The organism is Parendozoicomonas sp. 2304DJ65-17, from assembly GCF_058148445.1.
In genome coordinates this window covers 503538-516830 of record NZ_JBYVJV010000003.1, presented here as the reverse complement: position 1 = coordinate 516830, position 13293 = coordinate 503538, and the positions used below count along the sequence as shown (strand labels likewise).

Here is a 13293-nt window from a genome sequence, read left to right as displayed (position 1 = left end):
CACACGCAGGCCACTGCCTCAGCGAGCTTAATCCCGATAGGGATTAACTGGGCAGGAACTCTTTACCCCATCCCAGACCGGCGATACCACGGTCAATCATACTTTCCACTTCCTGATCGCTGTAACCCACGGAAGCAAGAATCTCCCGGGTTGAATTACCGAAGCGTTCAGTTGGAGTCGCAGCAATCACCTTGGCATCTGTTGGACGGATGGAATAGTGATCAATCTGTGTAATGCAGTGACCACTGGGGTGATCCGGATAGATAGAGAAGGCAAAGCTACCTTTATCCAGCCCTGGAGTCTGGTCAGCTACCCGGCTGTACTGTTCACGCAGGTGCTCAATCGCCTGGGGTACTGCTGCGGCAATATTGGCTTCCTGCAACACTTCTGCCCAGTACTCTGCAGGAGCGCCAGAGAAAGCTGCTTTCAGGAATGCGGCTCTGTCTTCGGCCTGGGAGACACCACTTAAACCTTCCACCTGTTCCAGCTTGTCCAGCTCACTTTCAGCACTGTCCAGATAGATCCAGCCTTCGCTGGTCTGGTAGAAGTGAGACAGGGCGTGGTAACCCAGCGCTTCACGGCCAGATGGCTCATTAAAGGGCGCACGACCTTCATAATCAAAGGCGAAAGGTACCTGAGCCAGGTTGGTGACCGCAGACAGGGATGTACGACCACGGGTAGGTTGGCCAGTCTTCTGACGATGGTAGAGAGATACCGCCATTGCCAGGCCGCCGGAGAAACCACAGTTAACATCCAGAGTGCCCAGGTGGGCATGTTCTTCCGGAGTAGCAGGGCCGCCGAAGCGACTCATAATGCCACTGTTGGCCTGGATAATATCATCATAACCGATGTAGTTGGTCTTTGGTCCGGGCAGAGGGCCGCCCAGGCAGTCAAGGCGGCAGAACAGTACGCCAGGATTTACCGCCTGCAGACTGTCATGGTCCAGTCCCAGTGGTTTCATCTGACGTTCTGGTGCATTAATCACTACCAGATCCACAGAGCGCACCAAGCGGTTGAACGCTTCACGACCTTCTTCACTCATGATGTCAACCAGCGCGCTGTGCTTGCCTACACCGGTCTGGAAGGTGAACAGGGTACCGATCAGCGGATCGTACAGTGGGGTAACCGGATCAAGCTTAATCACTTCAGCACCAAAGCGGCTGAGGAAAGCGGTTGAATGCGGGCCTGCGATAACATTGGTTAGATCCAGAATTCGCAGACCCTCAAGCCAACCTTTATTGTCGGACGGTTGAACAGCCGTTCCCGTTGGTCGAGTAATTTCCTCGTGAGCGGCAACGGCAGTCAGTTCTGCCAGCGCTTCTTCGAAGGTCACCTGCTTGCGTGGTCGTGGAGTAACCATCTGATCGGCAAATTCTTCCAGCCAGGCAATCGGGCCAGGCTGTTTCATCAGGCCGTATTCCGGGTCGTTGACTTCTACAATCAGGCCAGCCGTGTTGGTATGCGTATCGTTAACCCATTCCTGCGTGGTACGGTGAGGAGCACCGGGAATCTGTCCTTCACCAAAAATGCGGCCCCACTCTTCAGAGGTTTTGGTCAGGAACACTTTTTTCATCTTGGCAGAGATGATATCGGCCCATTTCTTCGGCAGTGGGTAAACACCGATAGAGGTTTCACCGTCCCACTCGTTAATAGGCAAGTGCAGGTCTTTTACATCGGGCAGGCCTTCAGCAACTAAATCTTCATAAATACCCAGTGCCTGCAGGCAGCGTTTGGCATGGTTGCGGTGAGAAGGGCATACGCAGTAGAACATACGACCATCAGCACATTCATAGGTGCGATAGAACGGATCAAGGTATTCCTGCAGGTCTTCGTAGCTGAGATCCATAGGAATATTATTACTCTTGCGATGTTCAATCTCATGTTCACGCATGGTCTTGTAACGCTCAGGCAGGCCATCAACAACGTAGGAGTTGTAAGACAGACCTTCCATCATCGCAGCAATGATCGGTACTTCAATATGATCACCACGGCCACTCTTTTCCCGTGCGGTCAGCGCCAGAACAACAGAACTGGCCGCCAGGGATGTGGCATAGGAAGAGGCCAGTGGCAGTGGGGAGAAGCTGGGGTTCAAACCCATCAGCACCCGGTTAAAGCCCATATCGGTAAAGGCACCGGCAGTGGCAGCGACGATTGCTTCGGTGGCTTTCCATTCACGGCGCAGCTGGTCGTTACTGGCAAAACCGGGTACAGACAGGGTGATCAGTTCAGGGCGCTCTGCTCGCAGGACCTGAAAATCAATGCCCAGTTTGGTCATAGTGTCCGGGCGGAAACTTTCGATAACGATATCTGACTGGGCAATGAGTTCATGAGCCTGTGCCAGACCCTGTTCAGACTTCAAGTCCAGCTTCAGGCAGCTTTTGCCACGGTTAAGAACAGCATTGGCCGGGTGATCCCAGATGGGGCCTTCGGGTGGGTCAATATGTACAACGGTGGCACCGAGATCGGCCAGTACCATGGCGACAGCAGGACCTGCAATCTGCTGTCCAAAGTCGACAACGCGAACGCCTGCCAGTGGCAATTTGTTATTGTTTTGCACCAGAGAAACCTCTTGATAAAAAGCAGATAAGCGGTTTGCAAAATCTGTTGTTGGTTATTGCGGTCTTGTTGGGTTCGCGAAAATCTTATGAATCAGGGTGTGCTTCCACCAGCAATAAAAAAACACCCTGAGACCCTGTTTTTTTTATATCAGCGGATTTCCTTTATCGACCTTAAGGAAACAGGTCTGTGCTGTTATATGTTGTTACACAGTAGTTACATAAAGTTTTTGTCAGTTTGTTGTGGTGTTTAGGTGAGAGGAGTATCTATCAGCGCTAGCCATAAAGAAGCAGAAAGAATACGAGCCATAAATATTATTGGGTCTTAGGTGTTTTTTTTATTGTTTCTCATTTGTGTGGGGCTTACTGATAATGACCCTGCCTAATACTGCTGGTGGATAGAACAATTAAAAGCTCCACCGAGTTGATTTTAATGCTCTTGCATAAGAGCCCCTGAATAAGGGCAAGCTATGAATAATAAATATAAAAATATTTTGATTCCTTTGAATCCTGCATACGACAGCACCTGGCAATACTCGTTACCGATTGCTGTTGAGCAGGCGCGTAATCATGGCGCGACCCTTCATGTTTTGACCGTTGTGCCCAATGCCGAGCTGCCGGCTGTGGCAGCTTTGCTGCCGGAAGGTGTTGATCTGCAACTGCGTGAAAACGGTCGCCGTGAATTGCTGGAGCTGGTGAATGAACATGTTCCGCACCAGATCTCCGCTGAAGTCCATGTTGGACAGGGCAAGATTTACCGGGAAGTGCTGAAGGCTGCTGATAAGGCTCAGGCAGACCTGATTGTGATGGCTTCCCACCGCCCGGACTTTACCGATTATCTGATCGGTGCCAATGCTGCTCATGTCACCCGTCATGCCACCTGTTCCGTGATGGTGGTGCGGGAGCCGGCGAGCATTGGCAATACCAGTAATAACAAAGGTTTTGCAGCATGAACAATAACAATAATACGCTGCCACAGTCCGGGATTCTGGCAGGTGCCAACCCGGTTATGGCGATTGGCTCAGCCCTGGTGGTACTGGCCTTTATTCTGTTTACCGTGGCTGATCCGGAGTATGCCGACGGAATCTATAACGCTGCCAAGAATTTTATTGCCCGGGACCTGGGCTGGTATTACATCGGTCTGATGTCGTTTTTTCTGGCTATGTCGGTATGGCTGGTGTTCAGCCGCTACGGCGATATTCGCCTGGGTAAAGACGACGACCGTCCGGAATTCAGCAACTTTGCTTGGTTCTCCATGCTGTTTGGTGCCGGTATCGGTATCGGCATTCTGTTCTGGAGTATTGCGGAGCCAATTTACCACTTCCAGAGCAATCCATTTATTACCGCTGAGAATGCCATGACTGTGGAAGCCGCGCAGATTGCCATGCGTATTTCCATCTTCCACTGGGGGTTGCATGGCTGGGGTCTGTTCGCCATTACCGGTTTGATTCTGGCGTACTTTGCTTACCGTAAAGGTTTGCCTATCACCATCCGTTCCAGTCTCTACCCCATCTTTGGTGATCGTATCTATGGTCCTATCGGTCATGCGGCTGACCTGCTGGCAGTGTTTGGTACGGTATTTGGTATTGCCACGTCTCTCGGCCTTGGTGCCCAGCAGATGAATGCCGGCCTGGATTACCTGTTTGGTTTTGAAGTGTCGACGTCCAACCAGGTGCTGCTGATTGCGGTGATCTCTGTCATTGCCACTGGCTCTGTACTGACTGGCCTGAACAAGGGTATTCGTATCCTCAGCGTGTTCAACATGCAGCTGACCATGGTGATTCTGGGGCTGTTTATTATTCTCGGGCCGACTGCCTATGTACTGGGTGCCTTCTTTACTAACACCGGTGACTACCTGCTGAATGCAGTGTCCCTTGGCCTGTGGGTTGACCCTGACCCCAAGAGTCAGTGGCAGGGTTGGTGGACCATCTTCTACTGGGGCTGGTGGCTGGCCTGGGGGCCATTCGTAGGCATGTTTATCGCCCGTATCTCCAAGGGCCGTACTATCCGTGAGTTTGTGCTGGGTGTATTGGTTGCTCCAACGACACTGGCTGCCTTCTGGATTACCATCTTCGGTAACAGTGCCATGTATCTGGAACTGTTCGGTGACGGTGGTGTGACTGAAGCGGTAAACAACGATATCACCATGGCGTTGTTCAAAACCATTGAACTGCTGGTTGAAAGCAAGTTTGTAGTGGTGATGATGGCTGGTATCTGCACAGTTATGCTGGTGACCTACTTTGTAACCTCTGCCGACTCTGCCACCCTGGTGATCTGTACTCTGGTCTCTATGGGCGATGAACATCCACCAGCTCGTTACCGGGTGTTCTGGGGACTGTCGATTGGTGCTGCTGCTGGGGTATTGCTGTTCGCTGGTGGCCTAAAAGCTCTACAGACCGCTTCCATTGTTGCTGCACTGCCGTTCTCGATCATTGTTCTGCTGGCGGTCTATGGCCTATTCAAAGCACTGCGTGAAGAGCCGCTGCCAGGCCGTGAAGATTATCAGGATGCTGTAGCAGCGAAAGCCTCTCAATAACTCTTGATTTGTTATCTATGACAGGTGCCGCTCAGGTGGCACCTTATTGAAATACTGAAACATTTACCAACAGGTGGGTTATGTCTACACAAGTGGTTCTGCCGCGCATTATGCAGGTCGGTGAAGGTGCCAGTCAGGCACTGCCCGGCATCCTCAGCAGCCTGGGCTGCCAGAGACCATTAATTATCACTGATGCCATGATGGTGCAGCTGGGTTATGTCGCTGCCATCGAAGAAGTACTGGCCGGTGAGAATATGAAGGCCGGTGTTTTCTCGGACACTATCCCTGAGCCGACAGTGGCCTCTATTCAGGTGGGTGTCTCCGCAGCCCGTGAGGGAGATTATGACTGCATCATCGCTCTTGGTGGTGGCAGTCCGATCGACAGTGCCAAGGCCATTGCCATTCTGGCCCAGCACGGTGGTGAGATGCGGGACTACAAATTCCCCCGTATTACCAATGAAGCGGGCCTGCCCATTGTGGCGATTCCCACAACTGCTGGTACTGGCTCGGAAGTGACTCGTTTTACCATCATTACCGATGAAACCTGTGATGAGAAGATGCTCTGCGTTGGCGTGGGCTTTATGCCTGTCGCTGCTCTGGTGGACTTTAATCTCACCCTGAGTGTTCCTCCGCGTACTACCGCTGATACCGGCATTGATGCGCTGACTCACGCTATGGAAGCTTACGTCAGTAAGAAGGCTTCTTTATATAGTGACACCCAGGCGCTGGAAGCTATGCGCCTGATCGCGCCTAACCTGCGCCGTGCTTATCACAATGGTGCTGATAAAGAAGCGCGGGAAGCGATGATGCTGGGCTCCACTCTGGCGGGCGTGGCCTTCTCCAATGCCTCCGTGGCTCTGGTACACGGCATGAGTCGTCCTATCGGTGCGCAATTCCATGTACCCCATGGTTTATCCAATGCCATGTTGCTGCCGGCCGTAACCGAGTTTTCCATCCCCGCTGCGCCGAAACGTTATGCCGATTGTGCCCGAGCTATGGGCGTCGCCAGTGAAAGTGACTCTGATGAGCAGGCTAATCAGAGACTGTTGCAGGAACTGCGGGCCTTGAATGATGAACTGCAGGTGCCTTCGCCGGAGCAGTTTGGTATCGACCGCAATACCTTCTTTGACTCTGTTGCCGTGATGGCGGAGCAGGCATTGGCTTCCGGTTCTCCAGGCAATAATCCACGGGTACCTACCGTGGATGAAATTATCGAAATCTACGGCCAGCTCTGGAATTGAGTACACACCTCACCAGACTGGTTATAGCAGTACCAAACACACAACAGCAGTACCAAACACACAACAGCAGTACCAAACACGCACAGAATAAAAACTGAGGATTGAGTTATGAGCAGCACTGTCGGCCACCTGATTAACGGCCAACTGGTAGAAGACGCCAGAAGTTTCCAGGATGTCTACAACCCGGCCACTGGCCAGCCTGAAAAGAAGGTTGCGCTGGCTTCCAAGGCGACTGTGGAAGAAGCCATTGCTGCTGCGGAAGCGGCTTACCCGGCCTGGCGTAATACCCCACCCATCAAGCGTGCCCGTATTATGTTCCGCTTTAAGGAACTGCTGGAGCAGAATGCCGATCGTATCTGTGAGCTGATTGGTGCCGAACACGGCAAGATTTCCCACGATGCTGCCGGTGAGCTGCAGCGTGGTATCGAAAATGTTGAGTATGCCTGTGGCGCGCCAGAACTGCTGAAAGGTGAGTTCAGCAAGAATGTTGGCCCGAACATCGACTCCTGGAGTGAGTTCCAGCCTCTGGGTGTAGTCGCCGGTATTACTCCGTTTAACTTCCCGGTGATGGTACCGCTGTGGATGTACCCTATGGCGATTGTCTGCGGTAACACCTTTGTCCTGAAGCCATCCGAGCGTGACCCCAGCTCAACGCTGTTTATTGCCCAGCTGTTGCAGGAAGCCGGTCTGCCTGACGGGGTTATGAATGTGGTGAACGGTGACAAAGAAGCCGTTGATACTCTGCTGCATGATCAGCGGGTAGAAGCAGTCAGCTTTGTCGGTTCCACTCCGATTGCTGAGTATATCTATACCACTGCCAATGCCAACGGTAAACGCTGTCAGGCACTGGGTGGTGCCAAGAACCACGCCATTGTTATGCCGGATGCAGATATGGATAACGCGGTTAACCAGCTGCTGGGCGCGGCGTTTGGTTCTTCTGGCGAGCGTTGCATGGCGCTGTCTGTGGCGGTTGCGGTTGGTGATCAGGCCGCTGATGCACTGGTCAGTAAAATGACCGAAGCGATGAAGTCCCTCAAGGTTGGCGCTTACACCAACAGTGAAAACGACTTTGGTCCGGTCATTACCCGTCAGCACCAGCAGAAAGTGGTGGGCTATATCGACAGCGCTGAACAGCAGGGCGCCCAGGTGATTGTTGATGGTCGTAACCCTGAAGTTGATGGCTATGCCGATGGTTTCTTTGTTGGTGGCACCTTGATTGATCAGGTGACACCAGAAATGACCAGCTACCAGGAAGAGATCTTTGGCCCGGTACTGCAGGTTGTGCGGGTGAACTCTATGCAGGAAGCAATGGATCTGATCAATGATCATGAATACGGCAACGGCACCTGCATCTTTACCCGTGACGGTGAAGCCGCCCGTTACTTCTCCGATCATATTAAAGTCGGCATGGTGGGTATTAACGTACCTCTGCCAGTGCCCGTGGCTTACCACAGCTTTGGTGGCTGGAAGCGTTCCCTGTTTGGTGATCTGCATGCCTATGGCCCGGATGCAGTACGTTTCTACACCCGTCGTAAGACCATTACTCAGCGCTGGCCAACTGCGGGTGTGCGAGAAGGAGCACAGTTCTCCATGCCCACTATGAAGTAAAAGAGCAGGCTTTAAAAAACAAAGTCTGATTGTGAGCACTCCTGTCCCTGCACAGGACATTTGGCCACCTCCGGGTGGCCCTTTTTGTTTTAAGAGCGTACCGGTAACAAAAAACTGCTGAAACAGAGGATGGAACAGTGAATACTGCACCGAGTAGTCCGGCTGTGAACACGATAATGAAAAAGCGACTTCCTCCTCTTAACTGGCTGAGATCTTTCGAAGCGTCAGCCCGCAATCTGAGTTTTACCCGCGCTGCTGATGAACTGAACCTCACCCAGGCCGCTATAAGCCAACAGGTTAAAGGTCTGGAATCTCAACTGGGCGTGGCACTGTTTAAACGTTTGCCGAGAGGGCTGGAATTAACGGAAGCCGGTCTGGCTTATCTGCCGGTTGTTCATGAATCTGTTGAACGACTGGCGGCCGCTACTGAAGAGCTTTTTGGTCAGGGGCGGAGCCGGCAGTTAACGGTCAGGGTTAACCTGGTATTTTTTACTACCTGGCTGGCCCCCCGAATGGAGCGTTTTCGAAAACTCTATCCGGATATCGGCATCCGCTTTACCAGTAATATCTGGGTTAAAGAACAGGACAAAGAAGCGGATATGGAGATTCGTTATGGCAAGGGACAATGGCCGGGCCTGAAAGCTGATCGGCTGACAGATGATGAGCTGTTGCCAGTTTGCAGTCCGAAACTCGCAGAACATATTGAACTCCCTACCACTCCTGAACAGCTGGCTGAACATACTCTGTTACATGTGATTGGCTATGAAGAAGGCTGGGGCTACTGGTTCCGGGAAATTGGTCACGAACCCTGTGAGAAAACACCAGGCATGCAATTCGATACACTGATTACCGCTCTGGAAATGGCTATTCACGGGCAGGGTATTGCTCTTGGCCGCACGTCGCTGGTGGAATCCATGCTTGAGGATGGGCGGCTGGTAGCACCGCTCTCTTACCGGGTAAAAACTTCGGAATCATTTTATCTGGCCTATCCATCTCACCAGTACCTTCATCCAAATGCTGGGATATTCCGTGACTGGTTATTAAATGAAAGCCTGACTGAAACTCTCGAGACCGAATGATGAGTGTTAGGTTTTTAAAATTAGAGTGGTTGCGTTAAACCGAAGCTAAGTCATGGTTTCTAGGAATAGGTTTTTCTTCACTTTTTTCACACTCTGATTCCCGAACACTCTTTATCAGTTTCAGGAAATTCATGTCCAAGTCGATCGACCTTGCCCGGGATGGCACCGGCCGAACCCTTTTCCGCTATGCACTTCCTTCAACCATGGCGGTTTGGGTTCTTGCGCTTTATACCATGGTGGATGGTATTTTTGTTGGTCAGGGTGTTGGCCCAGAGGCTCTTGCTGCTGTAAACCTTACCCTTCCTTTTATCAGTGTTCTTTACGCGATTACTATCCTCATCACTATCGGCGCCGCAACTATGGCCGGCTGCAAAAAGGGTGAGGGTGATAATCAGGCTTCCAGCAGAATTTTTTCCATGGCGTTTTATACGCTGACTGTTGTGGGTACCTCTGTTTGTTTAATCAGTTATTTCAATATTGAAACTGTTGCCCGCTTGCTGGGAGCTAAAGGAGAACTGGTCGGGCTTGTTGCGGAATATCTCGGAACCCTGCTGATCTTCAATACCTTTTACATGTTGTCTTATTCGATGGAGGTATTTGTTAAGTTCGACGGTTTCCCCCGCAAGGAACTGTGTGCCATTCTGCTCGCCGCTCTTACAAATATTGTGCTGGATTATATTCTGGTGATCCGTATGGGAATGGGGTTGCGGGGCGCGGCAATTGCCACGGGCAGTGCCCAGATACTGCAGGCCAGCTTACTGATCACCCATTTCTTCTGTGCTAAGGGAACCATTCGCTTTATGCGGGTTATGCCTGCAGCCAGAGAGTTGATGAGTTTCATAAAAGTTGGCATTCCTGACTGTATTACCGAAGTGTCTGCTGGTGTTGTTCTGTTGGCCTTTAATACAGTGATTATGTCCCGACTAAGTGCAGCAGACCTGGCCGCATTCAGTGTGGTGGGTTACGTCAATAACCTGATGATTCTGACTATGATTGGTTTAACTCAGGGTATGCAGCCAATCGTCACTTATTTAAGAGGCTGTGGTCAGAACTGGGAACTGTGGGCTGTTGTTACCCTAACAATTAAAATATCTGTTATCTGTGGTGTGGTGGCTTATCTGGTGGTGTCGTTCTGGGGGAATGAGATTGCGACACTGTTCCTCAATGAACGGGCGATGATAGACCGTTCAGTAAATATTCTGTTGATCTTCGGTTCTGCATTTCTGTTCACCGGGCTCAATATCGTGATTTCCGGGTTCTTCACCGCTATGGAGAAGCCATTCCATGCCGGAGCACTTTCATTATTGCGGGGCATGGTGCTGGTAAGTGTGTTGCTTCTGGTTTTGCCTGAAATTCTCGGTGAAACCGGTATCTGGCTTGTGGCTCCCGCTACTGAGGTTCTGACTTTATTGTGTTCGCTGTTTCTTCTCAGGCAGGAGTCCGTACGTTTGAGGTCAAAAAATAGGTACTTAGCAGTAAAAACAGGTGCTTTTTAAAACCAAAACCTATAGATTGCTGCACGTTGGTTGGGGTGCTGCCCGCAGACTTTGCAGAGCCGGGTGGCTGAGAAAGACCCACAGACCTGAACCAGATAATGCTGGCGTAGGAAACCGACAGGCCTTTCACCCTACCTGATACCGTGTGTTGAAGGTATTCCTTCCTGTCAGCTTCCTCCGCTTTCGGACGGAGCTTCCGACTTTTATGTTTGATATCACTCTCCGTAGTGCCGGGCTGGCCTATGGTGATCACCAGATTTTTGAAAATCTGAATTTAACCTTGGAAGGCGGTCGCTGGACCTGCCTTTTGGGTGGAAGTGGTGTGGGCAAAACCACACTATTGAGAATGATTGCGGGATTAACCGACGCAAGAAATATCTCTACCAGTGGCGAGGTTATCTGTGGTGATAGCCTGCCATTGGAAGGCCGAATTGCCTGGATGTCCCAGCAGGATTCACTGCTTCCCTGGGCCAGCGTGCTGGAGAATGTAACGGTTGGCGAACAATTGCGCAGTCGTTCATTATTTCGAAAAAAGAAACTGGCCCATGATGTACTGGAACGGGCTTTGTCTGTACTGGAACGGGTAGGTCTTGCCGACAAAGCTTCAGTTTTACCCCAGAACCTCTCGGGTGGTCAGCGTCAGCGGGTGGCTCTGGCTCGTACCTTGATGGAAGATCGTCCGGTTGTTTTGATGGATGAACCTTTTGCCGCTGTGGATGCCATCACTCGCCTTGATTTGCAGGATCTCTCCTGCGAACTGCTCACTGGGCGAACTGTGTTATTGATTACTCATGACCCTCTGGAAGCTCTGCGTTTGGGGCACCATGTTTATCATCTCCGCGGGCAGCCCGCGCAATTGACAGACCCCATCGCGCCCCCAGGGCGAACTCCCCGGTCGCTGGAAGATCGTGAACTTATGTCTTTGCAGGGGCAACTTCTGGATCGCCTTCGCCATGAAGAAATACCAGTGGAGGCCAAGCAATGAAAGACTCTTTAAAACCACTGGTGGTATTAGCCGGCCTGCTATTGCTCTGGCAGGCCGTTATTAGCCTATTTGATGTTCCGCCTTATATCATTCCGGAGCCAGGTGCTGTTTTCGACAGAATCATCGAAGATGCCGGATTACTGCTTGAGCATACATTGGTCACATTCTCAGAAATGTTAATGGGGTTGTTTCTGGGGGTTCTGTTTGGGGTATTAATGGCTTTGGTGCTGGTTTATTTCGCCAGAGTGCGTCCATGGCTCTTGCCAATTTTGCTGATTACCCAGGCTATTCCTGTCTTCGCCCTGGCTCCTGTTTTAATGCTTTGGTTTGGTTATGGCATGGCCTCCAAAGTGGTGATGACGGTGCTGATTATCTTCTTCCCCGTTGCCACCTGCTGTTATGACGGCTTACGCCATACTCATCAGGGTTGGCTGGATCTGGCCCATACCATGGGCGGAAACTCCTGGTCTATTCTGCGAATCATTCGCTGGCCCGCGGCGTTACCAGCGTTGGCTTCTGGATTAAGAGTGGCGGTAGTTGTGGCACCTATAGGTGCTGTTGTTGGGGAATGGGTGGGTTCCAGTGCCGGGCTTGGCTATTTGATGCTACAGGCGAATGCACGACTGTGGGTTGATTTAATGTTTGCGGCACTGACTGTTCTGGCTGTCTGCTCCGTTGGCCTCTATTACCTGACGGATTCCCTGTTGCGCTGGTTAATTCCCTGGCAGGAAAACACGGCTCACTGATTTTGCGGTTGATCTGAGAGAGAAAACAAAATGATGAGAAAATTCGCAGTACTGGTTCTGGGGTTAATAATGCCGCTTGCGGTAATGGCGGCTCCCCAGAAGCCGGAAGAGTTAAAGCTGATGCTGGAATGGTTTGTGAACCCAGACCATGGCCCGATTATTATTGCCCATCAAAAGGGGTACTTTGATAAAACTGGAGTAAAGGTCACTATCCAGGAGCCAGCAGACCCTGACCTTCCGCCTAAACTGGTTGCGGCAGGAGATGTTGATCTGGCGGTATATTACCAGCCAAGCCTGATCCAGGGCGCCAGTGATGGGCTGCCACTGTCCTGGGCCGGTTCACTGGTGACGACGCCTCTGGATGGGTTGATTGTATTGGCGGATGGTCCGATCAAATCACTGGCGGATATGAAAGGGAAATCTATCGGCTTCAGTGTCAATGGTTCTGAGAAGGCCATTCTCGATACCATGCTTGCACCTTATGGTTTGGGCTATAACGATGTCAAAATGGTGAATGTGGGTTGGAACCTGTCTTCATCTCTGATGACTGGCCGCGTCGATGCACTGCTTGGTGCCTATCGTAACTTCGAATTGAACAGCCTTGAACTGCACAAGAGCAAAGGCAAAATGTTCTATATGGAAGAAAATGGTGTACCTCCTTACGATGAGCTGATTTATATCGCTAACAGTAAAACGGCTAATAAAGAAGCAATTCGTCGCTTTTTGACAGGCGTTGAGCTGGGAGCTCAATTCATTATCAATAATCCGGATGAAGCCTGGGAAATCTTCAAGAGCTATAACCCGGATACACTGGATAACGAACTGAACAAACGTGCCTGGAGAGATACCGTAAATCGTTTTGCTCTGCGCCCGGCTGCTGTTGATAAAGGTCGTTATCAGCGTTACGCAGAATTCTTGAAAAAGCACGGGGAAATAAAGCAAGTGCCGGATATGAATGCACTGATGTTACAGCTTTATTAATAATCCTGATTGTGCGGATAAAGTGCTGTTGTTTTCAGAAAACTTTATCCGCTTCAGGCTTTCAGT

10 protein-coding genes and 1 riboswitch are annotated in these 13293 nt (G+C 51.1%); of the genes, 9 read left to right on the top strand and 1 reads right to left on the bottom strand.

Going from position 1 to position 13293, the window contains the following annotated elements; translation table 11 throughout:
* Window positions 1-43 precede the first annotated feature (43 nt).
* The gene (locus ACY2RR_RS11625) at window positions 44-2557 is read right to left on the bottom strand and encodes a CoA transferase (RefSeq protein WP_490108310.1); all 2514 of its coding nucleotides are present in this window, start codon (window positions 2555-2557) and stop codon (window positions 44-46) included.
* A gap of 468 nt (window positions 2558-3025) precedes the next feature.
* Between ACY2RR_RS11625 and ACY2RR_RS11620 the strand changes: the two genes are divergently transcribed.
* The 9 genes from ACY2RR_RS11620 to ACY2RR_RS11580 all read left to right on the top strand — a co-directional run bounded on the left by ACY2RR_RS11620 (window position 3026) and on the right by ACY2RR_RS11580 (window position 13227).
* On the top strand, window positions 3026-3508 hold the full coding sequence (locus tag ACY2RR_RS11620) for a universal stress protein (protein ID WP_490108309.1): 483 nt from the start codon (window positions 3026-3028) through the stop codon (window positions 3506-3508).
* The gene (locus tag ACY2RR_RS11615; RefSeq protein WP_490108308.1) at window positions 3505-5091 is read left to right on the top strand and encodes a BCCT family transporter; all 1587 of its coding nucleotides are present in this window, start codon (window positions 3505-3507) and stop codon (window positions 5089-5091) included. Before ACY2RR_RS11620 ends, ACY2RR_RS11615 begins: the two co-directional genes overlap by 4 nt.
* An 80-nt stretch (window positions 5092-5171) precedes the next feature.
* Entirely contained in the window at window positions 5172-6332 is a 1161-nt protein-coding gene (locus ACY2RR_RS11610; protein ID WP_490108307.1) for an iron-containing alcohol dehydrogenase, read from the top strand.
* 108 nt (window positions 6333-6440) lie between these two features.
* Complete coding sequence (locus ACY2RR_RS11605; protein WP_490108306.1) at window positions 6441-7940, top strand: CoA-acylating methylmalonate-semialdehyde dehydrogenase; 1500 nt, start codon at window positions 6441-6443, stop codon at window positions 7938-7940.
* 137 nt (window positions 7941-8077) lie between these two features.
* On the top strand, window positions 8078-9019 hold the full coding sequence (gene gcvA, locus ACY2RR_RS11600) for a transcriptional regulator GcvA (RefSeq protein ID WP_490108305.1): 942 nt from the start codon (window positions 8078-8080) through the stop codon (window positions 9017-9019).
* A gap of 131 nt (window positions 9020-9150) precedes the next feature.
* Window positions 9151-10515 carry an MATE family efflux transporter gene (locus ACY2RR_RS11595; protein WP_490108304.1) on the top strand — a complete coding sequence of 455 codons (1365 nt, stop codon included), beginning with the start codon at window positions 9151-9153 and terminating at the stop codon, window positions 10513-10515.
* A gap of 21 nt (window positions 10516-10536) precedes the next feature.
* A riboswitch (TPP riboswitch) is annotated at window positions 10537-10645 on the top strand.
* Window positions 10646-10720: 75 nt separating this feature from the next.
* Window positions 10721-11500 carry an ABC transporter ATP-binding protein gene (locus tag ACY2RR_RS11590; RefSeq protein ID WP_490108303.1) on the top strand — a complete coding sequence of 260 codons (780 nt, stop codon included), beginning with the start codon at window positions 10721-10723 and terminating at the stop codon, window positions 11498-11500.
* A complete protein-coding gene (locus tag ACY2RR_RS11585; RefSeq protein ID WP_490108302.1) occupies window positions 11497-12246 on the top strand; it encodes an ABC transporter permease in 750 nt (249 codons plus the stop codon). The genes ACY2RR_RS11590 and ACY2RR_RS11585 overlap by 4 nt, the downstream gene beginning before the upstream one ends.
* A gap of 30 nt (window positions 12247-12276) precedes the next feature.
* The gene (locus tag ACY2RR_RS11580; RefSeq protein WP_490108301.1) at window positions 12277-13227 is read left to right on the top strand and encodes an ABC transporter substrate-binding protein; all 951 of its coding nucleotides are present in this window, start codon (window positions 12277-12279) and stop codon (window positions 13225-13227) included.
* The last annotated feature ends 66 nt before the right edge of the window (window positions 13228-13293 follow it).

Excerpts from the sequence above, each read along its gene's own strand:
- ACY2RR_RS11620 (WP_490108309.1), top strand. The coding sequence starts at position 3,026 with ATGAATAATAAATATAAAAATATTTTGATTCCTTTGAATCCTGCATAC.
- ACY2RR_RS11615 (WP_490108308.1), top strand. The coding sequence starts at position 3,505 with ATGAACAATAACAATAATACGCTGCCACAGTCCGGGATTCTGGCAGGT.
- ACY2RR_RS11610 (WP_490108307.1), top strand. The coding sequence starts at position 5,172 with ATGTCTACACAAGTGGTTCTGCCGCGCATTATGCAGGTCGGTGAAGGT.
- ACY2RR_RS11605 (WP_490108306.1), top strand. The coding sequence starts at position 6,441 with ATGAGCAGCACTGTCGGCCACCTGATTAACGGCCAACTGGTAGAAGAC.
- ACY2RR_RS11595 (WP_490108304.1), top strand. The coding sequence starts at position 9,151 with ATGTCCAAGTCGATCGACCTTGCCCGGGATGGCACCGGCCGAACCCTT.
- ACY2RR_RS11590 (WP_490108303.1), top strand. The coding sequence starts at position 10,721 with ATGTTTGATATCACTCTCCGTAGTGCCGGGCTGGCCTATGGTGATCAC.
- ACY2RR_RS11585 (WP_490108302.1), top strand. The coding sequence starts at position 11,497 with ATGAAAGACTCTTTAAAACCACTGGTGGTATTAGCCGGCCTGCTATTG.
- ACY2RR_RS11580 (WP_490108301.1), top strand. The coding sequence starts at position 12,277 with ATGATGAGAAAATTCGCAGTACTGGTTCTGGGGTTAATAATGCCGCTT.